Annotated in this window: 20 protein-coding genes; 8 read left to right on the top strand and 12 right to left on the bottom strand. The window is 60.6% G+C overall.

Translation table 11 applies throughout. The features are described 5' to 3' along the window. Nucleotides 1-82 precede the first annotated feature (82 nt). A complete protein-coding gene (locus D8U71_RS03965; protein WP_130887201.1) occupies nt 83-817 on the bottom strand; it encodes a thioredoxin family protein in 735 nt (244 codons plus the stop codon). Nucleotides 818-989: 172 nt separating this feature from the next. Here D8U71_RS03965 and D8U71_RS03960 point away from each other — a divergent pair, with 172 nt between their 5' ends. Then, nucleotides 990-1,382: a transcriptional regulator gene (locus tag D8U71_RS03960; RefSeq protein WP_130887200.1), complete on the top strand. Its 393-nt coding sequence runs from the start codon at nt 990-992 to the stop codon at nt 1,380-1,382. Between the two features lie 120 nt (nt 1,383-1,502). Here D8U71_RS03960 and D8U71_RS03955 read toward each other — a convergent pair whose 3' ends face one another. The 3 genes from D8U71_RS03955 to D8U71_RS03945 form a co-directional block, all read right to left on the bottom strand. After that, nucleotides 1,503-2,372, bottom strand: coding sequence for a DUF6279 family lipoprotein (locus D8U71_RS03955; RefSeq protein WP_130887199.1), 870 nt, complete (start codon nt 2,370-2,372; stop codon nt 1,503-1,505). A 77-nt stretch (nt 2,373-2,449) separates the two neighbouring features. Then, on the bottom strand, nt 2,450-3,166 hold the full coding sequence (locus tag D8U71_RS03950) for a TorF family putative porin (RefSeq protein ID WP_016771158.1): 717 nt from the start codon (nt 3,164-3,166) through the stop codon (nt 2,450-2,452). A 203-nt stretch (nt 3,167-3,369) separates the two neighbouring features. Then, complete coding sequence (locus D8U71_RS03945; RefSeq protein ID WP_016985943.1) at nt 3,370-3,558, bottom strand: hypothetical protein; 189 nt, start codon at nt 3,556-3,558, stop codon at nt 3,370-3,372. A 339-nt stretch (nt 3,559-3,897) separates the two neighbouring features. Here D8U71_RS03945 and D8U71_RS03940 point away from each other — a divergent pair, with 339 nt between their 5' ends. The 3 genes from D8U71_RS03940 to D8U71_RS03930 all read left to right on the top strand — a co-directional run bounded on the left by D8U71_RS03940 (nt 3,898) and on the right by D8U71_RS03930 (nt 6,354). After that, nucleotides 3,898-4,734, top strand: a complete 837-nt coding sequence (locus D8U71_RS03940; RefSeq protein WP_130887198.1) for a S1-like domain-containing RNA-binding protein — start codon at nt 3,898-3,900, stop codon at nt 4,732-4,734. Nucleotides 4,735-4,778: 44 nt separating this feature from the next. Continuing rightward, nucleotides 4,779-5,171 (top strand): DUF2177 family protein, encoded by a 393-nt coding sequence (locus D8U71_RS03935; protein WP_130887197.1) that lies wholly within the window; start codon nt 4,779-4,781, stop codon nt 5,169-5,171. A gap of 253 nt (nt 5,172-5,424) precedes the next feature. After that, entirely contained in the window at nt 5,425-6,354 is a 930-nt protein-coding gene (locus tag D8U71_RS03930) for a DMT family transporter (RefSeq protein ID WP_130887196.1), read from the top strand. Here D8U71_RS03930 and D8U71_RS03925 read toward each other — a convergent pair. Further along, a complete protein-coding gene (locus tag D8U71_RS03925; RefSeq protein WP_130887195.1) occupies nt 6,302-7,483 on the bottom strand; it encodes an MFS transporter in 1,182 nt (393 codons plus the stop codon). The two genes, D8U71_RS03930 and D8U71_RS03925, sit on opposite strands and share 53 nt — an antisense overlap. Nucleotides 7,484-7,586: 103 nt before the next feature. On the opposite strand from D8U71_RS03925, the gene D8U71_RS03920 reads away from it, so the two are divergent. Next, nucleotides 7,587-8,480 carry a LysR family transcriptional regulator gene (locus tag D8U71_RS03920; RefSeq protein ID WP_130887194.1) on the top strand — a complete coding sequence of 298 codons (894 nt, stop codon included), beginning with the start codon at nt 7,587-7,589 and terminating at the stop codon, nt 8,478-8,480. A gap of 142 nt (nt 8,481-8,622) precedes the next feature. Continuing rightward, nucleotides 8,623-8,751 carry a PA1414 family protein gene (locus D8U71_RS28745; protein WP_003184145.1) on the top strand — a complete coding sequence of 43 codons (129 nt, stop codon included), beginning with the start codon at nt 8,623-8,625 and terminating at the stop codon, nt 8,749-8,751. Between the two features lie 161 nt (nt 8,752-8,912). Here the strand turns inward: D8U71_RS28745 and D8U71_RS03915 are convergent, their stop codons facing one another. The 4 genes from D8U71_RS03915 to speB all read right to left on the bottom strand — a co-directional run bounded on the left by D8U71_RS03915 (nt 8,913) and on the right by speB (nt 13,389). Continuing rightward, entirely contained in the window at nt 8,913-10,292 is a 1,380-nt protein-coding gene (locus tag D8U71_RS03915; protein ID WP_071174740.1) for a sodium:solute symporter, read from the bottom strand. A 159-nt stretch (nt 10,293-10,451) separates the two neighbouring features. Continuing rightward, nucleotides 10,452-11,954, bottom strand: coding sequence for a cytosine permease (locus D8U71_RS03910; RefSeq protein ID WP_130887193.1), 1,503 nt, complete (start codon nt 11,952-11,954; stop codon nt 10,452-10,454). 51 nt (nt 11,955-12,005) lie between these two features. After that, complete coding sequence (locus D8U71_RS03905; RefSeq protein ID WP_122505894.1) at nt 12,006-12,428, bottom strand: nuclear transport factor 2 family protein; 423 nt, start codon at nt 12,426-12,428, stop codon at nt 12,006-12,008. Between the two features lie 10 nt (nt 12,429-12,438). Next, on the bottom strand, nt 12,439-13,389 hold the full coding sequence (speB, locus tag D8U71_RS03900) for an agmatinase (RefSeq protein ID WP_003222717.1): 951 nt from the start codon (nt 13,387-13,389) through the stop codon (nt 12,439-12,441). A gap of 396 nt (nt 13,390-13,785) precedes the next feature. Between speB and D8U71_RS03895 the strand changes: the two genes are divergently transcribed. Together D8U71_RS03895 and D8U71_RS03890 are read left to right on the top strand one after the other, a co-directional pair. Further along, the gene (locus D8U71_RS03895; RefSeq protein ID WP_007956593.1) at nt 13,786-14,679 is read left to right on the top strand and encodes a LysR family transcriptional regulator; all 894 of its coding nucleotides are present in this window, start codon (nt 13,786-13,788) and stop codon (nt 14,677-14,679) included. Nucleotides 14,680-14,685: 6 nt separating this feature from the next. Beyond that, nucleotides 14,686-15,282 carry a DTW domain-containing protein gene (locus tag D8U71_RS03890; RefSeq protein ID WP_130887192.1) on the top strand — a complete coding sequence of 199 codons (597 nt, stop codon included), beginning with the start codon at nt 14,686-14,688 and terminating at the stop codon, nt 15,280-15,282. Between the two features lie 114 nt (nt 15,283-15,396). Here D8U71_RS03890 and D8U71_RS03885 read toward each other — a convergent pair whose 3' ends face one another. The 3 genes from D8U71_RS03885 to D8U71_RS03875 all read right to left on the bottom strand — a co-directional run bounded on the left by D8U71_RS03885 (nt 15,397) and on the right by D8U71_RS03875 (nt 20,456). Continuing rightward, nucleotides 15,397-16,758 (bottom strand): HlyD family type I secretion periplasmic adaptor subunit, encoded by a 1,362-nt coding sequence (locus D8U71_RS03885; RefSeq protein WP_130887191.1) that lies wholly within the window; start codon nt 16,756-16,758, stop codon nt 15,397-15,399. 10 nt (nt 16,759-16,768) lie between these two features. Beyond that, nucleotides 16,769-18,928 carry a type I secretion system permease/ATPase gene (locus tag D8U71_RS03880; RefSeq protein WP_130887190.1) on the bottom strand — a complete coding sequence of 720 codons (2,160 nt, stop codon included), beginning with the start codon at nt 18,926-18,928 and terminating at the stop codon, nt 16,769-16,771. A 169-nt stretch (nt 18,929-19,097) separates the two neighbouring features. Next, nucleotides 19,098-20,456 carry a TolC family outer membrane protein gene (locus D8U71_RS03875; RefSeq protein WP_016771146.1) on the bottom strand — a complete coding sequence of 453 codons (1,359 nt, stop codon included), beginning with the start codon at nt 20,454-20,456 and terminating at the stop codon, nt 19,098-19,100. Between the last annotated feature and the right edge of the window lie 306 nt (nt 20,457-20,762).

The following is a 20,762-nucleotide window of genomic DNA, read 5'->3' as shown; positions in this document are numbered from 1 at the left end:
CCTCAGTTCCGGTTAAGGCGGGTTAACCGGTTGAGGGCTGAAGCCTGGTAAAAGTTCAGAAACTGTGGGGGCAGGGTTGCGCTCAATCGGCATGGCAGCAGCCCGACTTCGGCGCACCGTCATAGCGATCATGATGCCGCACCCATTCCATGATCTCGTCCTCGTTCCTGCCTTTGGGCGTCAGATCAAGGTAGTGGTAAGCGCCAACCAGCATGTCCAGACCGCGCGCGTATGTGGAATAGGTGTGGAAAATCTCGCCTTCGTCATTGCGATAAAACACGCTCAGCCCCGGCATTTCTTCCTCGGCGCTGTCGGTTCTTTCGTAGTTGTAGGTAGCCTTTCCCGCCGCGACGTCCTCAGCCCGGGCGCAGACGCCGAAGTCGTAATTGAAATCGCAACCTTCTGACGAGACCCAGTCGAACTTCCAGCCCATCCGCTTTTTGAAGTCCTGAAACTCGTTGAATGGCGCATGGGAAACTGCAACCACCGCGACGTCGTGATGGGCCAGGTGCTGGTTGGCGCCATCAATGTGGTCACTGAGGAACGAGCAGCCCTGGCAGCCTTGCTCCCAGCCTTTGGCAAACATGAAATGGTAGATGATCAACTGGCTGTTGGTGCCAAACAGGTCGTTGAGCTTGAGCTCGCCGTTCGGCCCTTGAAAATGATAGTCCTTGTCGACTTTCACCCACGGCAGGGCGCGGCGCTCGGCGCTGAGGCGATCGCGTTCCCGGGTGAAGGCTTTTTCGTGGGCCAGATGCTGTTGACGGGCGGCGAGCCATTCTTCGCGTGATACCACCGGATGGTTTGCAACGTTCATGACGATGTCTCCTGCGGGTTGAACCGGCTGTTTCAGCCTAGTCGTTCAACGTGCGAGCTAATCGACAGCCGTCGGTCGGTCGGGGCCGGAAATACTGCTGAACGGCTGCGCAGCGCTTCGGTCACAACCTTGAACGCGGCACAAAATCACCCGCACCGGAGGTTGGATCAGGATGACGACTTATAACTGGGATTTGATTGAACGTTTGCTGCATGAAGTGCAGAACAGCGCTGGCCACAGCTTCGCTCCCCGCGCGTATGCCGAAGACCACGCGGCCGAGAAAGCCAGCGCCGGCGAGCCGATCGACAATCTCGATCACTTGAAAACCCTGGCCTGTGATTATGAAAAGATGTTGCTGGAGCGCGGATTCATCGAGCCGCGGCCGGATCACGAGGGCAGTACTGGCAACAACTTCATTCTGACCCCGCGCGGCTCCAGCCTGCTGAGCCTGATCGACAGCAGCATCCCCGGCAACGACCATCCGCGTCAGGTGCTGGATGAGCAGGAGGATGCGCTGGATGAGGTGACGTTTGATGAAGTCGCCTCGAAGGCTCAAATCGCCTGAGCCAGCGAAATCCCCTGTGGGAGCGAGCCTGCTCGCGAATACGGTCTGTCAGTGACATTTGATCTGTCTGATATTCCGCTTTCGCGAGCAGGCTCGCTCCCACATTGGATTCCAGTGATTTCAAGGTTTCTGCGCGGCCTTCAGGCACTTGAGGTCATTGAAGTCCTTACGCACTCCCTCGATTTTCTTCAACAAACGCTGACGCTGTTGCGGCGTGCTCTCGGCCATCAAGTCGACAAACAGCGAGCGCGCCTGGGCTTCGGTGTTGGCGTAGGCCTTGCGGTAGTCCGCTGTCCACAAGCGCTCGCGATTGACCAGAAGTGTCTCGATGCGTTGTGGGAATTCGGGGCTTTGGCGTTGCGCAACGGCGGCGCTGAACTGTTGCTGCCAGTGCGCGCGGTTGGCGATCCATTGGGTGTTCTGGTCGCCCAAGGCGTTGGTCCAGGCCACGACGCGTTGTTTCTGCGTGTCACTGAGCGGGCCTAGCCAATCGTTCAGGCGTTTTTCCATGCGCTCGCCGCGTTCCTTGATCTGCTGAGCCAGCGGCGGTTTCACGTATTCCTGCTGACGTTTGCGCAAATCCTTGGCAAACGCGTCGTTCATTTCAGCCACCTGTTTATCGTCCAGGCCTTGCAGCAACTCAATGGCCGAAGGGGTGATTTCCCGGGCGGTTTCGGCGATGGCCTGTTTGGCTTCGGCGGTGCGCTCCTGCAGCGCGGCGTCGCTCACTTGATTGCTCTCGACCATGGCCTGCAAACGGTCCAGCCAGTCGAGGTAACCCGGTAACTGCGTGGTGCAGTGCCAGCTCAGATGTTCCTTGAGGCGTTCATTGAACCAGTCTTTCTGTTCGCCGTTCATGTCCACGTAGTCGCTCAGCGACCACGGGATGATTACGTCGAGGTTGCGGTAGGCCAGGCCCACGCGGCTGCAAGCGCCGAGGGCGAGGGTGAAGATCAGCAGGGCGGCAATCTGTTTGAACCAGCGAGACATGGGCAAATCCTTGCGAGAGCCTGGCGTCGGAAATCTGATTCTTATGTGATGCAGGATGCGCGCGGCAGTTCAGCCGATCAATAGAACGTGCGTACAGCCTTAAGGGTGACGAGGCCGTCGCACTCGCTGTTGTGCCCGGAATAGGCCGAGCAATCACTGCCGCTGAGGCTGGAGTCGCTGTAGATCAGATCAAGATCGACGCCCATGAACGGCCGCGACAGTTTCACCGACCAATCAGTGAAACTGCTGATATAGCCACCGTCCACCGCCGCCGGTGTATTCAACTGGTGCGTGGTGTATTTCATGCTCACGCCAATGCCGAACGGCTGATTGCCAGTGAGGTCGGCAAACAAGGTGTTGTTCTGTTTATCCGGGTCGTTGCTCAGGGCAATGCCAAAGCGACTACCGAGCAGAGTCAGGCCCCCAAACAGCTCCTGGCTGTCGAGGGTGTCCACGCGGGGATAGCTGTAATGGATCATCCCGACTTCATAGCCGAGCACCTGATCGAACGGCTGCTTGAAGCCGACATAGGAATCGATCTCGAGGTTCTTGCCCGGGCTGATGCCCATGCTCGGCGCGTACTGGCCGAAATACACGCCGCTGTCGTGGCTCAGGTCGAGGCCACCGTGGAACGAGCCGACCGCCGCCGGTTTCACCAGACCTTGGGCCATGCTGCGGCTGGGCGTAGTGCCGAGCTTGAGATCGAAGTCACCCAGTTCACCCTGAAAAACCTGCGCGTGCGCGGTCGCGCCTGACAGCAGGCTGACGAACAATAAACAGGGAAATGGGCGCATGCGTCACTCCGTGAACCGCGAGCGCAGGGCGAAGGCCTGCTGAAACGCTTGATCTAGACGCGTGCAAGGATACCGGCGAATGCCCGGCATTGATGGCCGTTCGTCGATTTTCGGGAATTTTTGTTTAAAGCGAAGGGGGATTGCGCGGTGCCAGTCCAGGCGCTTCGAAGCTCAAAGCGCCTCTGGACGGGGTGAAACCGGTATTACTTCTTGCCCAGGCTGATCTGCTTGGACGGGCCGAATGTCTGGCCGCTGACGCCTTTGGCAATTTGCTGGATCTCGCCGCCGGACTTGAGGAATGCTGCGATCTGATCGTTGATCGATTCGCTGGTTTCAACGGCTGGAGCTGGCTTTGCTTTGCTGGTGGATGCTTTTACACGCATGGCGGCCATTAACCTTTAGAAAAGTAACTCGGCCAGGCATCGTACAGGAATAACTTGACAATAGCTTGGTAAATATCCCCCGGATTAACCAACCGTAACGCTGCATTATTACCGGCCGCTCACTCGTAATAAGCAGCTAACCTGCTGTTTTAAATAAGAACATTTAATTGAAGTGAGGCAAATCAGCACGGCTGTGAAGCGTCGGACCGGACTGACGAGCGGCACCCCGTAGGGCAGTGATCAAGCAAAATCAACAGGTTGACGCAGATTTTCCGCTGCGAGGATCTGTCGCCCGACGTTGGCGGCAAAAACGGGTAGAATGCCGCCCACGTATTGAGGGTTTCGGAAATGGCTTTAGTCGGGCGTTACAACAGTTTGCAAGTGGTTAAACACACTAACTTCGGTTTATATCTGGACGGCGGTGCCGACGGCGAAATTCTTTTGCCCAACCGTTATATCCCCAAAGATATTCCCAGCGAAGATGAAGACTGGCTCAACGTATTCATCTATCTGGACAGCGAAGACAAACTTCTCGCCACCACGGAAAAACCGAAAGTTCAGGTCGGCGAATTTGCTAGCCTGAAAGTGGTTGAAGTCAACAGCATCGGCGTGTTCCTCGACTGGGGCCTGCCGAAAGATCTGCTGCTGCCGTACTCGGAAGAAAAGCGCCAGATGACCGCTGGCGAATACTGCGTGGTGCACGTCTACCTCGACAAACATACGCGCCGCATCACCGCCACCGCGCGCCTCGATCGTTACCTGGACAAGATCCCGGCTACCTACAGCCCGGGCCAGGAAGTTGATCTGCTGGTGGCTGAAGCCACCGACATGGGCTTCAAGGCGATCATCAACAACAAGCACTGGGGCCTGATCCACAAGAACGAGATCTTCAAGTTCATGCGTTCGGGCATGCGCGAGAAAGGCTTCATCAAGGAAGTGCGCGCCGACGGCAAGATCAGCCTGAGCCTGCAACCGGTTGGTCAGGAAGCGGCGAGCAGCCTGAGTTCGAAGATCCTCGGCAAGTTGCGCAAAAACGACGGCACCCTGGCGGTCAGTGACAAGAGTGATCCGGCGTTGATCAGCAGCCTGTTCGGCGTCAGCAAGGGCAACTTCAAGAAAGCCATCGGTTCGCTGTACAAGGAAGGCAAGATCGTCATTCACGCCGATCGCATTGAACTAACCTGAGCCTTGAGTGGCCCATGTTGCAGGCCACACAAGAGGTTGGATCGATGAAAAAGGCGCTGATCGCTTACGTCGCAACGCTGCTGACGTTTCTGCTGCTCGACGGCATCTGGCTCGGGCTGCTGATGGCGCCGACCTATCGCGAACTGCTCGGTTCGCTGATGCTGGAAAAACCGCTGCTGTTGCCCGCAGCGGTTTTTTATTGCCTGTACGTTATTGGCTGCGTGGTGTTTGTCGTGTTGCCGGCTCTGAGCTGGCAGAGGGCGGCGAAGCTGGGTGCGCTGTTGGGGCTGGTGGCCTACGGCACTTATGACCTGACCAATTGGGCGACCTTGCGCGACTGGTCGGTGCAGGTGAGTTTGATGGACTGGGCGTGGGGGACAGTGGCGACGGCGGTTGCTTGCACGGTGGGTTTTTTGGTGGCGAAGCGGTTTGCCTGAGCTGATCCGGCAGTTGTGTTGGCAATGCTGGCCTCTTCGCGAGCAGGCTCGCTCCCACATGTTCACCGAACCCTCTGTGGGAGCGGGCTTGCTCGCGAATGACGGCGCAGCCGTCAACCATTCAGCGCTGACGCCACTGACCAACTTAATGTCTTTTCCAGACGGCTTTTTCCGCGCATCTGATTGATAATCCCCGACACTGTTTTCTGACCATTGGATGGCCTGCCATGTTGTGTGTGTTCGAGGTGTTGCGGTGAGTGCCGAGCGGCGCAATGCCGACGGTTTTGCCCTGCAAGTGATGATCGGCCTGTGCCTGATCTGGGGTGTGCAGCAAGTCCTGATCAAGTGGGCGGCAACGGACATCGCGCCAGTGATGCAAGCGGCGGGGCGCTCGGGGATTTCTGCGTTGCTGGTCGGTTTGCTGATCTGCTGGAAGGGCGGTTGGGATCAGGTCGGCAGCACCTGGCGCGGCGGCTTGCTGGCCGGTGCGCTGTTTGGTCTGGAATTCCTGTTCATCGCCGAAGGTCTGCAACTGACCACCGCCGCGCATATGTCGGTGTTCTTGTATACCGCGCCGATCTTCACCGCACTCGGCGTGCATTTCCTGCTGGCCAGCGAGCGTTTGCGCCCGTTGCAATGGCTGGGGATTCTGCTGGCGTTCATCGGCATCGCGATTGCCTTCGCCGGCGGTGTGTCGTGGGACAACCTTGATCGGCGCATGCTGCTGGGCGATGCCTTCGGCGTATTGGCCGGCGCCTGTTGGGGCGCGACCACCGTGGTGGTGCGCGCCTCGCGACTGTCGGAAGCGCCGGTGACATTGACCCTGTTTTATCAGCTGATGGTCGGTTTCCTCGGTCTGCTGTTGATCGCGTTGTTCAGCGGCCAGATCACCCACGTCAGCCTGACTACCGTGGCGGTGGCCAGTGTGCTGTTCCAAGGGCTGGTGGTGTCGTTCTTCAGCTACCTGGTGTGGTTCTGGCTGCTGCGCCGTTATCTGGCGGCCAACCTTGCGGTGTTCTCGTTCATGACGCCGTTATTCGGCGTGACCTTCGGCGTGCTGCTGCTCGGCGAACAGTTGAGCCTGAATTTCGTCATCGGCGCCGTGCTGGTGCTGCTCGGCATCACTTTCGTCAGCGCCGAACAGTGGCTGCGTCGGCGTTTGCGCAAGGCGCTGGGCCAGTAGCCCTGGCCTGCATCGCCAGCGCGCCGGCCAGCAGCAGGCCGGCACCGGCGATCAGCAGCGCCGGCTGCAAGCCGCCGCTGAAATGGCTGCTCAGCGCCGCCAGCAGCGGGCCGCTCAGTTGGCCGACAGCGAAGCACGCCGTGAGCATCCCGGCGTTGCGCTGAGTGGCGTGGGGCGCCAGCTCTCGCGAACGCTGCATGACCAGTTGCATGCAGGCCAGCAACGGCGTGCCGCAGAGGATCACCCCCAACGCCAGGCCGACGCCGCTGCCCAGCAGACAGGCAAACACTCCGGCCGCTTGCAGCCACAACGTCGCCATCAGCCAGTGCCGCGTGGTCTCGGGATCATGTCGGCGCAGACTCACCAACCACACACCGATTGCCGCGCCGAGGCCAAAACACGGCCAGAACAGATCCGCCTGCCACTGGCCGTGAAACTGCGCGTTAGCCATCTGCGACAGGAACGTTGCCGGAATGATGTAGCCGATGCCGTACAGCGCATACACCAGCGCCAGCCTGCCAATGCCTCGGTTCGCTGATGTCGCCGGGACGACCGCCGACTTCGTTACCTCTGCGGGCTGCGGCAACAACCGCCAGACGCCAAGCATCATCAGCAACCCGGCGGCTGCGTAAATCAGCCACAGGGTTGCCGATGTCTGCTGCAAGCGGTGTGAGACCAGCGCCAGCAAGCCTGTGAGAAAAATCCCCAGACCCGGCCCGGCAAAAACCAGAGCACCCCAGCGCGGGCGACCCGCTGCCGCCGCCAGCGGCTGACTGAGTGAAGTGATCATCACCAGCACCCAGGCACTCGCCACCCCGGTGCCAAAGCGCAATAGCAAGTGCGACCAGAAACCGTTGGCCCAGAACGACGCCAGTGTGAGCAGCACGCACAGCCATAGCCCGCCATGCAGGCGACGCTGCACCTGCTGCGGCCGCTGGGCGAACATCGCATCCACGGCACCGAGCAGATAGCCGAAGTAGTTGGCCGCCGCGATCAGCCCGGCGGCGGTGAGATCGATCTGCCCTTCGCTGAGCAGGTGCGGCATCTGAGGTGTCAGGGCGAAACGGCCAATGCCCATGGCCATCATCAGGGCAACGAAACAGGCGGATAAACGTATCAGCGGCGACATGGTCGGGCTTCCTTCAAAGCAGCAATGACCGTCAGGCTAGGATCGATTGACTTTCTTTAAAATTGAATAATAGTGAGTAACTTGTTCTGTTAAGGAGAAAGCAGTGGAGTTCAGCCAACTGCGGATATTCCAGGCGGTCGCCGAGGAAGGCTCGATCACCCGCGCCGCCGAGCGCTTGCATCGTGTGCCGTCGAATCTGTCGACGCCTCTGAAACAGCTTGAAGAGCAGTTGGGCGTCGAACTGTTCGTGCGCGAACGGCAGCGCTTGCAGCTGTCGCCGGCGGGCAAGGTGCTGCTCGACTACACCGGCAAACTCTTCGCTCTGCGCGATCAGGCCAGTGCGGCGGTGATGGGCGGGCAACCGGCCGGCGACTTCGTGCTGGGCACCATGTACAGCACGGCGGCGATCCATCTGCCGGCGCTGCTGGCGCGGTATCACAAGCAATACCCGACAGTGAATTTGCAGGTGCAATCGGCGCCGACCGGCGAACTGCTTGAAGGGTTGCTCACCGGCCGCCTCGACGCGGCGTTGGTCGACGGACCGTTGGAGCTGGCCGGGCTCGATGGCGTGCCGTTGTGCGAGGAGCGGCTGGTGCTGATCACTGAAATCGACCATCCGCCAGTACGCACCGCGCGGGACGTGGAAGGGCGCTCGGTGTTCACTTTTCGCCAGGGCTGTTCATATCGCATGCGTCTGGAAGCGTGGTTCTCTCACTACCACGCGGCGATGGGCCGGCCGATGGAGATCGAGTCGTATCAGGGCATGCTCGCCTGTGTGATTGCCGGCAGTGGTGTGGCGTTGATGGCCGAGTCGATGCTGGCCAGCCTGCCGGGTCGCGAAAGCGTCGCCGTGCATCCGTTGGCCGAGCCGTTCGCGGGTGCGACAACGTGGCTCATGTGGCGCAAGGGTATGGCCGGGGCCAACCTGAATGCCTGGATCGACGTGCAGCAAGCGGTCTATCCCGTGGCTTTGCATGAAGTCCGTGAAACAGCGTGAACCAATCGCAACAGATTCTGTTCAATTCAGTAACAGATCATTGCGGATTTGGCCGAGCATTGCGTAGGACTTCGGACTATTATCAGTGCGAAGCGGCCTCAGAATTCCGGCCGCTCAGCACCACCCTGAAGGGGGCATGACGATGAAAGAGAAAATCCAGAACTGGCTGCACGATTTGGGAGTTGCCCTCGGTTTGATCGAACCGCCTCTGCAACCGGTACCGATTCGCACGGACGACGAACAGCGCCGACGCCAGCCACGTCGCCGTTAATACCTGCGATCAGAGATTTCAAGATCGCAGCCGTCGGCAGTTTCTACAAAGTGTAGGAGCTGCCGAAGGCTGCGATCTTTTGTTTTTTATCAGGCAAAAAAAACGGGTGTGGCCACCGACGCCACACCCGCTGAAGAAAACATCAAGTCGTTACAGCCGATTCACACCGCCGTTGCCACGGTCGCCGGGCGCGGCGAGAACAGGCTGACCAGTACAAAGCTCACCAGGCTGACACCCAGGCTGTAATAGATCGGCGTGTTCGCGTCCATGCCGTCCTTGACCATGAACACCAGCGCGGTGATAAAGCCCAGCGTCATCGCGCTGATCGCCCCGGCAGTGGTCGCACGCTTCCAGAAAATCGCGCCCATCAGCGGAATCAGCATGCCGCCGACCAAGAGGTTGTAAGCCAGGGTCAGCGCGCTGATCACGTCATTGACGACCAGAGCAATGCCCAACACCGCGATCCCCGTCAGCAGCGTAAACAGACGGCTGACCGCGACGTTGGATTGTTTGCCGCCGCGCAGTTTCGGCAGCAGGTCTTCGGTCAGCGTGGTGGACGCGGCGAGCAGGCCGGCGCTGGCGGTGGACATCATCGCCGCCAGTGCGGCAGCGATCACCAGACCACGGATGCCGTCGGGCAGCGAGACTTTGACGATGGCGGCAAAGGCGTTGTTGACGTTGTCCAGATCCGGAATCAGCACATGCGCAGCCATGCCGATCAAGGCGCAGACCAAGCCGTAAATGATGCAGTAGATCCCCGCGGAAGTGCCGGCGTACTTGGCGACTTTTTCGCTTTTGGCGGTGAACACCCGCTGCCAGATGTCCTGGCCGATCAGGATGCCGAAGAAGTAGATCATGAAGTAGGTAATGATCGTGTCCCAGCCGATGCTGGTGAAGTTGAAGCTGGCCGCCGGCAGTTGCGCGACCAGTTGATCCCAGCCGCCTACGCGGTACAGGCAGATCGGCAACAACACGAACATCAGGCCCACTGTCTGGATGCCGAACTGGACGATGTCCGTCAGGGTCAGCGACCACATGCCGCCGATCGTTGAATAAGTCACCACGATACCGCCGCCCAGCAGTACGGAAATCCAGAAGGGCAGACCGAACAACACTTGCAGCACGGTGCCGATCGCCAGAATCGAGGTCACGCCGATCATCAGCGCGTAAGCGAGCATGATCGTCGCACTGGCGGTGCGCGCCATCGGGTTGTAGCGCTTCTCCAGGACCTGGGTGACGGTGAATACCTTGAGTTTCAGCAAGGGCTTGGCGAGGAACAGGTTCAGCGCGACGATGCCGCAGCCCAGTGCCGCGCACAGCCAGAATCCGGAGATGCCATGCACGTAACCCAGACGGACCGTGCCGACGGTGGACGCGCCGCCGAGTACGGTTGCTGCCATGGTGCCCATGTACAGCGATGGCCCCAGATTGCGCCCGGCAACCAGATAGTCTTCGTGGGTCTTGGCCTTGCGCATGCCGTAGTAGCCGAGAATCAGCATCGCAGCGGCATAAATGAGTACGACGAATAAATCCAAAGCCATGATGGCGTGTCTCCGATTGTCTTTTTTATGGTCAAGCAAATGGGGTCTGCAAGGCTTCCTGTGGGAGCGAGCCTGCTCGCGAAGGCGGTCTGTCAGTCACACCAATGTTGGATGTGCTGAAGTCTTCGCGAGCAGGCTCGCTCCAACAGGGGATTCGTGTCAGGCGGCCTGACGCAGTTGAGGTTTTATTGCGGCTTCACTGCGCACATCCGTTGGCCCGAACACCTCCCGAGGTTCGGGGAACAGGCGCAGCAGCGTCAGATACACCACCGACGCCAGGCCCAATGTCACCGGCAAGCTGATGTCGATGCCACCGGCCAGTTCGCCCAGCGGGCCGACGAACTGCCCCGGCAGGTTGACGAAGCACAGGCCGACCAGCGCACTCGGAATCCACGCCCCCAGACCGCGCCAGTTCCAGCCGTGGTTGAACCAGTAGCGTCCGCCCTGTTCGCCGCGAGTGAACACTTGCAGGTCATCCGGGCAGTAGAAGCCGCGCCGCACCAGCAGACCGATGATCATGATCACCATCCACGGGGTGGTGCAGGTGATGATCAGCACGGCGAAGGTCGACACGCTCTGCACCAGGTTCGCCGCAAAACGGCCGATGAAGATGAAGGCGATCGACAGCACGCCGATCAGCAAAGTCGCCTTAACCCGGGAGAGCACGCGCGGGAACACGCTGGACATGTCCAGCCCGGTGCCATACAGCGACGTGGTGCCAGTGGACATGCCGCCGATCACCGCAATCAGGCACACCGGCAGGAAGAACCAGCTCGGCGAGACGGCCAGCAAGCCGCCGACATAGTTGTTCGCGGCGATGTAGTTCGGCGCCTTGATCGCGACGATAGTGGCGGTGGCGAGGCCGAACAGGAAAGGAATCAACGTCGCCAGTTGCGCGGCGATCACCGCCAGCATGATCCGGCCCTTCGGCGTCTCACGCGGGATGTAGCGCGACCAGTCGCCGAGGAACGCACCGAAGGAAATCGGGTTGCTCATCGCCACCAGCGCCGCGCCGATGAATGCCGCCCAGAACCCGGCCTGACCCAGCGCCACGCTGCCGGCGTACTGGCTGTCGAAAGCAGGGGCGAAGGCGAAGATGCCGAGCAGGAACAACAGGCTCGCGGCCCACACGGCGATGCGGTTGACCCACAGCATGATGCGGAAACCGTAGATGCACACGGTCAGCACCAGCAGCGCGAACAGGCCGTAGGCCAGGCCCAGGGTCAGGTCGGTTTCCGGCAGATCGACGAGGCGTTTGGCACCGCCGACCAGCGCATCACCCGAGCTCCACACTGACAGCGAGAAGAACGCGATCGCCGTCAACAACGACAGGAACGAACCGACAATCCGCCCGTGCACGCCGAAGTGCGCACCGGAAGACACGGCGTTGTTGGTGCCGTTGAGCGGGCCGAACAGGCCCATCGGCGCGAGGATCAGCGCACCGACCACCACACCCAGCAAAATCGCCCAGACACCCGCCTGAAACGACAGGCCGAACAGCACCGGGAAGCTGCCGAGCACAGCGGTGGCAAACGTATTGGCGCCGCCGAAGATCAAGCGAAACAAGTCGCTGGGTCGGGCGTCGCGCTCATGATCCGGGATCTGTTCGACCCCGTTTGTTTCGATGCTGCTAAGGCTTTTTTCGTTGTTGTTGTTATTCATGATCTGCTCCGATCATCAGGCGCGCTCATCGTGCGTGAGCGTCACCATTGGCTAAGGGGGTGGCAGCCCTTCCGGCATTGCGGACAAATGTTCGTGACAGGCCAGCCATAGGCCTTGTTGTTCTAGGCTCGACGCTTGTCTTCTGAAAACAATCGTCTCGCGCTCCTGGCTGAAGTGTTGCTCCCCTTGCATGCGCAGCTCGGTGGCCACGTCATGGATGAAAATCGCCACGTCACCCTGCAGGCTGACAAAGGCGTTGCTCGAGGTGCACGACAGCACCTCGAATCCATCCTCGGCACGCCAGCGGTCCCACAACGCCTGATAGGCATCGCGCGACAGCAATGGCTGGTCGAGGGTGTAGAAAACGAAGCTGGCATCGGCGCTGAACGCACCGAAGTAGGCTTCGCGATCATTACGGGCAAACGCGGCGACCAACTCGGCGGCCGCATGCAGAACCTGATCACGTGCGTGCATGACCCGACCCTCAGCGATGAACCACGCCAGGCAGTACGCAGAGCATTTCGTACAGCAGGTTGGCGGCCAGCAGCGAGGTGTTGCCGGTGGTGTCATAAGCGGGCGAGACTTCTACCAGATCGCAACCGATCAGGTCGAGGCCCTGGCAGCCACGGACGATTTCAATCGCCTGAATGGTGGTCAGGCCGCCGATTTCCGGGGTGCCGGTGCCGGGCGCCCAGGCCGGGTCGATGCCGTCGATATCGAAACTCAGATACACCGGACCGCCACCGACTTTCTCGCGTACTTCAGCCATCAACGGCGCCAGCGACTTGTGCCAGCACTCTTCGGCCTGCACCACACGGAAGCCCTGATCGCGGCTCCAGTTGAAGTCGTCGGCGGTGTAACCCTGCGCTCGCAAACCGATCTGCACCACGCGGTCGCAATCGAGCAGACCTTCTTCGACGGCACGACGGAACGTGGTGCCGTGGGCGATCTTCTCGCCGAACATGTGATCGTTGACGTCAGCGTGGGCATCGATGTGCACCAGGCCTACCTTGCCGTGTTTTTTATGAATCGCTCGCAGGATCGGCAGGGTGATGGTGTGGTCGCCGCCCAGGGTCATCGGGATCACGTTGTGCTCGAGGATATTGTCGTAGGCTTCTTCGATGATGCGTACGGCGTCGAGCAGGTTGAAGGTGTTGATCGCCACGTCACCAATGTCGGCCACCGACAGCGAGTCGAACGGCGCGGCACCGGTGGCCATGTTGTACGGGCGGATCATCACCGATTCGGTGCGGATATCGCGCGGCCCGAAGCGCGTGCCGGGGCGCAGCGAAGTGCCGATGTCCAGCGGCACGCCCACAAAGGCAGCGTCGAGGCCGGCAGCGGTCGGTACATGGGGAAGTCGGAGCATGGTGGCGATGCCGCCGAAGCGCGGCATTTCATTGCCGCCCAGTGGTTGGTGAAGAATCTTGTCCACGGGTAGGGCCTCATCGTCTTTGTTTTATTTATGCCGGCGCGCCGTTGAGCACAGGTTCGGACGCCGCTGTGTGGCCCGATGATGCGAAATGTAGTGACGGGGAAGAATCGCTACGGGCAAAAACTTAGTTCAGATTTTTCTAAACTAATGGGAGAGGTGGGATTAGACTTTGGTGGGTTCGAATGAAGTGTAGGGCTGAAGATTGTTGCCCTCACCCCAGCCCTCTCCCAAGGGAGAGGGGGCCGACCGAGTTTTTGGCGGAATCTGCATCGACCTGAAAAATCGAGTTGAACTCAGGATTTGAAAGCCATGGAGATCAGCTCCCTCTCCCTCGGGGAGAGGGCTGGGGTGAGGGGCTTTTCCCACAGACACATAGTTGCAAAGCCCGGAGTAGACATGGCCAACGCTTTACCCGACCTGAAACTCCTGCGCATCTTCGTCAGCGTCGTGCGCCATCAGGGTTTTGCCAATGCGCAGCAGGAACTCAACCTGTCGACGTCGGCGATCAGCACTTACATGAGCCAGCTCGAAGCCGCGCTCGGTCTGGTGCTGTGCCATCGTGGGCGCGGTGGCTTCAGCCTGACCAGCAAAGGCGAGCTGTTCCATCAGGAAACCCTGCGCCTGCTCGCCGAGCTTGAAGGCTTCGAGCAATACGCTGCCGCGCTCAAGGGCGAACTGCGCGGCACGCTCAATCTCGGGGTGATCGATTCCACGGTCAGCGACAAGGCCCTGCCGTTCGCCGAAGCCATCGGCGCCTACAGTCAGGAACACCCGGCGGTGCATTTGCACCTGTCGGTAATGAGTCCATATGAGTTGCAACTCGGCGTGCAGGACAATCGCCTCGATCTGGCCATCGGTGCGTTTTCCACGCGCATGAGCGGTCTGGTCTACATGCCGCTGTACCGCGAGCAGCACTGGCTGTATTGCAGCAGTCGCCATCCACTGTTCAACGAACGGCGCATCCCCGAGCAGGTCATCACCCAGCAACGGATGGTCGGGCGCGGTTACTGGAGTCAGGCGGAACTGGCCCGGCACGGTTTCAAACACAGTGCCGCGACCGTGGAAAGCATGGAAGCGCAGCTGATTCTGGTGCTCTCCGGCGCCTACATCGGTTACCTGCCCGAGCACTACGCGCAGGCCTGGGCCGACAAGGGTGATCTGCGCGTTCTGCTGCCGGCGACCTTCGGTTATCAGGCGCCGTTTTCGATGATCATGCGCAGGGGCCGCAGCCGCGAGCCGCTGATCCAGACTTTCCGCGATTTGCTCAAAGCGCAATTGAATCAGGCGTAACCCATCATGTCCCGAGCCCAATGCCCGCGCTGCCTGCGCCCCCAGACCCATTGCCTGTGCCCATTGATTCCGCACCTCGATAGCCGCACCCGAGTATTGCTGCTGCAGCATCCGAGCGAGGTCAGTCACGCGCTCAATACCGCGCGGCTGGCGGCGCTGGGGCTGAGCAATGCCGAGCTGATTGTCGGCGAGGTATTCGAGGATTTGCCGAAACTGTTGAACCGGCCGGGCTATCACGCGCGCTTGTTGTTCCCGGCTGACGATGCGCAGCCGCTGCAGGCTTACGCACCGAATGATCAGCCAATTTTGCTGGTCGTCCCGGACGGCACCTGGCGCAAGGCGCGCAAGATGTTGCACCTCAATCCGCTGCTGGCAGCACTGCCACGGGTGACCCTGACCGAGGGCGGCGTGTCGCGCTATCGCTTGCGCAAGGCACCGGGGCCGGGGGCGCTATCGACGATCGAGGCGATCGTGCAGGCGCTGGAAACCCTCGAAGCGCCGACGACGTTTGCGCCGTTGCTCCAGCCGTTTGAAGCGCTGATCGAAGGGCAGATTGCGGCGATGGGGGAGGAGGTTTTCCAGCGTAACCATGGCGACAGATGATCGTTCCCACGCTCTGCGTGGGAATGCATCCAGTGACGCTCTGCGTCAACGTCGTGAAGGGACGCGGAGCGTCCCGGGCGGCATTCCCACGCGGAGCGTGGGAACGATCATTGGCTAACGCTCACGCATCGCCTCGGTCCGCGCTTTAAGCACCGGTTTGAGCAGGTAATCCAAGACGCTTTTCTCACCGGTAATAATGTCCACCGTCGCTACCATCCCCGGGATGATCAGCAGTGGTTTCACGTCGCCGCCCAAGTGATTCTTGTCGGTGCGCACCTGAATCAGATAGAAGCTGTTGCCCTTGTCATCGGTGATCGTATCGGCGCCGATCAGTTCGAGCTTGGCGCTCAGCCCGCCGTAAATCGTGTAGTCGTAGGCACTGAACTTGACCATGGCTTTCTGGCCCGGATGCAGGAACGCGACGTCTTGCGGGCGGACCTTGGCTTCGATCAGCAGGTTGTCTTCCAGCGGCACGATTTCGACCATGTCGCTGCCCGGCTGGACCACGCCGCCGATGGTGTTGACCTTCATCTGCTTGATCACCCCGCGTACCGGCGACGTCACCGTAGTGCGGCTGACGCGATCGTCGATGGCGATGCTCGACGCGGTGATTTTCGACAGGTCGGTGCGTTTCTCATTCAGCTCTTTGGCGGCCTCGGAACGGAAGGTCTGCTCGGATTCGTCGATCTTGCTGCGGATCTCGGCGATGGCCGATTCGGCCCGGGGAATAGCTAGCGTGGTGGCGTTCAGCGAACCACGGATCTCCACCGCGCTGCGCCTGAGGCGGAGGATTTCCACCGGTGACACCGCGCCGGTTTTGACCAGCGGTTCGGACATGTTCATCTCTTGCTGCAGCAACGCCAGGCTGGAACTGAACTGGCCTTGCTTGGAGCGAAACTCCGCCAGTTCCTGGGTTTTCTGCCGCAGCTGTTCGCTGAGGGTGCGCTGCTCGCTGGCCAGTCGGCGTTGGCGTTGCTCGTACAGCGAGCGTTCGTCCTCGGCGACTTGCGGCGCCTTGGCGATCACTTCGGCGGAGAGTTTGAAGGGGCGTCCCTCGGCCTCCGCTGACAAGCGTTCAACCTGCGCGGTCAGCGCGTAACGGTCGGCCTCGCTTTCGCCCTTGTTCGAGCGAAAGCGCGTGTCATCCAGACGCAGCAGGGTGTCGCCCTTGCCGACCATCTGGCCTTCGCGAACGAAAATCTCGGTGACGATGCCGCCCTCAAGGTTCTGGATCACCTGAACCTTGCTTGACGGGATCGCTTTGCCTTCGCCCATGGTCACTTCTTCGAGCACGGCAAATTCGGCCCAGACCAGGGCGGCGATCAGCAGCGCTGCCGCCAGCCACACGGTGATCCGCGATTTTCGCGGCGAATCCTGCAATGCTGCGCCGGCGGTTTCCGGCATGAACTCGGCTTCGGCGCTTTTGCTGAAACTGTCGAAGTAACCGCGTTTGTTGCTATCGGAGGAAGCAGGCATGGCGTAACTCCTAGACCGCCGCCGAGCCGACACGGCCCTTGCGCAGTGCATCGATGACCGCTTCTTTCGGGCCGTCAGCGACGACCCGGCCGTTGTCCAGCACCAGCAACCGGTCCACCAGGCTCAGCATCGAGGTGCGGTGGGTGACCAGCAGCAGGGTTTTGCCTTGCACCCAGCCATGCAGTTTCTGCCGCAGTGCATCTTCGCTGCTGTTGTCCATGGCGCTGGTGGGTTCGTCGAGCAGCATGATCGGCGGATCGAGCAGTAACGCGCGCGCCAGCAACACCGCCTGGCGCTGGCCGCCGGATAGCAGTTGTCCGCGTTCGCCCACCGGTCGGTCGAAGCCTTGCGGATGTTGTCGGGCCAGCTCGGTGACGCCAGTCAGTTCGGCGACTTCGAGCATGCGTGAATCGCTGATGTAACGCGCGCCCAGGGTCAGGTTGTCGCGCAGGCTGCCGGCCAGCAGCGGCAGGTCGTGGGCGACATATCCGATCTGCTGGCGCAGGTCAGCCACGTCCAGTTGGCGCAGGTCGAGGCCGTCGAGCAGCAATTGGCCTTGCTCCGCTTCGTAGAAGCCCATGACCAATCGCGCCAACGTGCTTTTGCCGGAGCCGCTGCGGCCGATGATGCCGACCCGCTCGCCGGGTTTCAGGCTGAAGCTGACCTCGCTCAGCGCCGGTGCGTTCTGGCCGTTGTAGTGGAACGTCACGCCGCTGACGTCGAGGGCGCCTTGCAGCTGCGTGCGTTCCAGTGGCCGTTGTTTGCCGTCGCGTTCCTGCGGCAGGGCCATCAGCGCGTCGGTGCTTTTCATGGTCAGTTGCGCTTGCTGGTAGCGGGTGATCAGCCCGGCGATCTGCCCGAGCGGGGCGAGCACACGACTGCCAAGCATGTAGGTGGCAACCAGCGCGCCGACACTGAGGTTGCCGGCAATGATGCTGTAGACCCCGGCAACAATCGTCGCCATCCCGGAAAACTGCTGGATGAACAAAGTGCCGTTGGTGGCCAGGGCCGACAGGTTGCGTGCGTGGCTGTCGAGGCGGGTGAGGGCGCCGTGGGTGCTTTCCCATTTGTGCTGGCGCTCGCTTTCGGCGCCGCAGGCCTTGAGGGTTTCCAGACCGCCGAGGGTTTCGATCAGCACTGCCTGACGCTCGGCGCCGAGGCTCAGGCTTTTCTGCACGGTGTCACGCAGGCGCACCTGAATCGCCATGGCGAAGATGATGGTGATCGGAAACGCCAGCAGCGGAATCACCACCAGCCAGCCGCCGAGCAGGCCGATCACTACCAGCATCAACACCACGAAGGGCAAGTCGATCAGGCTGGTCAGGGTCACGGCGGTGAGAAACTCACGCAGGCCCTGAAAGTCGTGAATGCTCTGGGCAAAGCCGCCGATGGTCGCCGGCCGCGCTTTCATCGACATGCCGGTGATGCGCTCGAACAACGTTGCCGAGAGGATCACATCGGTTTTCTTGCCGGCGGTGTCGAGCAGGTGCGCACGCACCACGCGCAGCACCAATTCAAAACCGGTGCCGATCAGCAAACCGATCGACAGCACCCACAGCGTCGAGGTCGCCTGATTGGGCACCACGCGATCGTAGGTCTGCATGAGGAACAGCGGCACCATCAGGCCGAGCAGGTTGATCAGAAAACTGGCGAGAATCGCATCGCTGTACAGCCATTTCGACAGTTTGAGAGTGTCGCGAAACCACGCGTTTACCCGTGGCACCAGCGGCGCGCGCAGGTCTTCGAGTTCGTGGCGCGGACGGGCGAACAAGGCCTGGCCGCTGTAGTGCTCGTTGAGTTCTTCGCGGCTGACCCATTGCTCGCCGCCGTCGGCTTCGCTGGGCAGCAGCAGGGCTTTGCCGTCCTCGCCAAAGCGCCGCAGCACGGCAGTGCGGCCGTCGTTGAGCAGCAGCAGGATCGGCAGGTTCAGCGGTGAAATGTCTTTCAATTCACGGCGCAACAAGCGCGCCTGTAATCCGGCCCGCGCGGCTGCACGGGGCAGCAGATCGAGGCTCAGGCGTTGTTTGTTCAGAGGCAGCCCGGCGCTCAGGCTGGCACGACTGACCGTGGCGCCATGCAGTTTGCAGAGGATCAGCAGACCGTCGAGTAACGGGTCGTCGAAGCTCAGGCGCGGATCGACCCCGGTGGCGCCGGGTTCCATGCTGGTCATAGTGATTGCCTCTGTTGAACGGGCTCGGTTATCGGATCGTTCCCACGCTCTGCGTGGGAATGCCTCTAGGGACGCTTTGCGTCCAGTGACGCGGAGCGTCACGGGCTGCATTCCCACGCAGAGCGTGGGAACGATCAGAGATCGCAGCCTTCGGCAGGTCCTGCAGGATCTATTTCAACTCGGGCAGGCGCGCCTGGTTTTTCACTTCGGTCGTGGCAATCGCATCAGCCGGCAGCACCACGCGTTGCTTGCTCAGCAACTGGCCCATGTTCGCCAGCACGCGGTACATCGAGTATTCCTCGGTGTAGCGGATTTCGGTGTAGCGACGGTTGGCGTTGTACAGCTCGTTTTCGCTGTCGAGCAGGTCGAGCAGGGTGCGTTGGCCGAGGCCGAACTGGTCCTGATAAGCGGCGCGCACGCGTTTGGTGGTTTCGGCGTATTCGCGAGCGGTCGGCGTCTGCTTCTTGGCGTTCTCCATGGCGTTCCAGGCCAGGCGAATGTTCTCGTTGAGCTGACGCAGGGCGTTGTTGCGGATGTCCATCGCCTGGTTGATGTCGTGGGCATTCGCGGCCAGACGTGCCTTGTCGCTGCCGCCACGGAACAGGTTGTAGTTCATCACCACACCGACACGCCATTCGTTGTCGTGGCCTTCGTCGCCCTGCACGTTGTTGTTCGCGCCCACTGCCGCTTCCGCGTCGAAGCGCGGGTAGAACGGCGACTTGGCCACTTCGTACTGGCTCTCGGCGGACTGCACGTCAGCCTGGGCCGATTTCAGGTACGGGTTGTTGTCGACCATGCTCTGCTGCGCTTCACGCAGGTCCGGCGGCATCTCACCGCGAGTCGAGGCCGGGGTTTCCAGCTCATCGGGCATGCGTCCGACCACGCTGTAGAAATTCGATTCGGCGTCGGCCAGATCGACTTCGGCGGTGTCGAGGTTGTTCTGCGCCAGTGCACGACGGGCAACCGATTGATCGGAGTCGGCGGTGCTGCCGATGCCGCGCTCCGTGCGCAGGCCGATCTGATCGTTTACGCGCAAGTGCGCCTGCAGGTTGTTCTTCGCCAGCGTCACCAGTTCCCGACGCTTGAGCACTTCGAGGTAGACCTCGATGGTGCGCAGGGCCAGATCCTGCGCGGTGCCTTGCGCGTAGTAGGCGCGCGAGTTGGACACGCCCTTGGTGCGCTCGACCTCGTTGGCGGTGTTGAAGCCGTCGAAGATCATCTGCCGCAAGCGCAGCTCCGACTGGGTGTAATTGAGGATTTCGGTGTTGTGATTACCGAAGGCGCGAGTGTTGGTGTTGTCGCTGTAGCCGCGCCCGTAGGCAGCGTTCAGATCGACCGACGGATAAAACCCGCCTTTTGCCACTTTGACCTGTTCATCCGCAGACAGGCGAGCGTCCACGCGCGAAGCCAGCTCCGGGTGGGTGGCGATGGTGCTTTGAATCGCCTCGGTGAGGTTCATCGCCTGGGCTTGGGAAGTGCAAGCCATGGCCAGCAAAACCGCGCTGCAGAGGGGGGTTAGAACGCGCATGGGTGCATCTCCCTGGATCTCAATGTTGTGTTACCGTCGCCAAATATTTGACGTAAATTTAGGGTGTAAGCGTTTCACTCTTGTAACAACAGAGCTAAGAACATCCTAGAGCGTAGCTAAGAAAAAATTTTCATAAGGTTTATTCCAAAAAAAACTTATGCGGTTTTTCAAAAGCAGCACATTGTTCAGCTCGAAAGCCTTTGTTTTATGCGCTTTAGGGAGCTCGAAAAGGCTTGAGGAAAGTTCCATTCACTTTGCGAGACACTGCGAAGTACTGCTGAAGGGGAGGGACGCGTAGCGGGGAAT

Source organism: Pseudomonas sp. Sample_21 (genome assembly GCF_004307525.1).
Lineage (GTDB): Bacteria > Pseudomonadota > Gammaproteobacteria > Pseudomonadales > Pseudomonadaceae > Aquipseudomonas > Aquipseudomonas atacamensis.
This window is presented reverse-complemented; position numbering and strand designations above follow the sequence as displayed.

Bases quoted from the DNA above. Each gene is read 5' to 3' on its own strand.
- D8U71_RS03965 (WP_130887201.1), bottom strand. From the start codon at position 817: ATGAACGTTGCAAACCATCCGGTGGTATCACGCGAAGAATGGCTCGCC.
- D8U71_RS03960 (WP_130887200.1), top strand. From the start codon at position 990: ATGACGACTTATAACTGGGATTTGATTGAACGTTTGCTGCATGAAGTG.
- D8U71_RS03955 (WP_130887199.1), bottom strand. From the start codon at position 2,372: ATGTCTCGCTGGTTCAAACAGATTGCCGCCCTGCTGATCTTCACCCTC.
- D8U71_RS03950 (WP_016771158.1), bottom strand. From the start codon at position 3,166: ATGCGCCCATTTCCCTGTTTATTGTTCGTCAGCCTGCTGTCAGGCGCG.
- D8U71_RS03945 (WP_016985943.1), bottom strand. From the start codon at position 3,558: ATGGCCGCCATGCGTGTAAAAGCATCCACCAGCAAAGCAAAGCCAGCT.
- D8U71_RS03940 (WP_130887198.1), top strand. From the start codon at position 3,898: ATGGCTTTAGTCGGGCGTTACAACAGTTTGCAAGTGGTTAAACACACT.
- D8U71_RS03935 (WP_130887197.1), top strand. From the start codon at position 4,779: ATGAAAAAGGCGCTGATCGCTTACGTCGCAACGCTGCTGACGTTTCTG.
- D8U71_RS03925 (WP_130887195.1), bottom strand. From the start codon at position 7,483: ATGTCGCCGCTGATACGTTTATCCGCCTGTTTCGTTGCCCTGATGATG.
- D8U71_RS28745 (WP_003184145.1), top strand. From the start codon at position 8,623: ATGAAAGAGAAAATCCAGAACTGGCTGCACGATTTGGGAGTTGCCCTC.
- D8U71_RS03915 (WP_071174740.1), bottom strand. From the start codon at position 10,292: ATGGCTTTGGATTTATTCGTCGTACTCATTTATGCCGCTGCGATGCTG.
- D8U71_RS03910 (WP_130887193.1), bottom strand. From the start codon at position 11,954: ATGAATAACAACAACAACGAAAAAAGCCTTAGCAGCATCGAAACAAAC.
- D8U71_RS03905 (WP_122505894.1), bottom strand. From the start codon at position 12,428: ATGCACGCACGTGATCAGGTTCTGCATGCGGCCGCCGAGTTGGTCGCC.
- D8U71_RS03895 (WP_007956593.1), top strand. From the start codon at position 13,786: ATGGCCAACGCTTTACCCGACCTGAAACTCCTGCGCATCTTCGTCAGC.
- D8U71_RS03890 (WP_130887192.1), top strand. From the start codon at position 14,686: ATGTCCCGAGCCCAATGCCCGCGCTGCCTGCGCCCCCAGACCCATTGC.
- D8U71_RS03885 (WP_130887191.1), bottom strand. From the start codon at position 16,758: ATGCCTGCTTCCTCCGATAGCAACAAACGCGGTTACTTCGACAGTTTC.
- D8U71_RS03880 (WP_130887190.1), bottom strand. From the start codon at position 18,928: ATGACCAGCATGGAACCCGGCGCCACCGGGGTCGATCCGCGCCTGAGC.
- D8U71_RS03875 (WP_016771146.1), bottom strand. From the start codon at position 20,456: ATGCGCGTTCTAACCCCCCTCTGCAGCGCGGTTTTGCTGGCCATGGCT.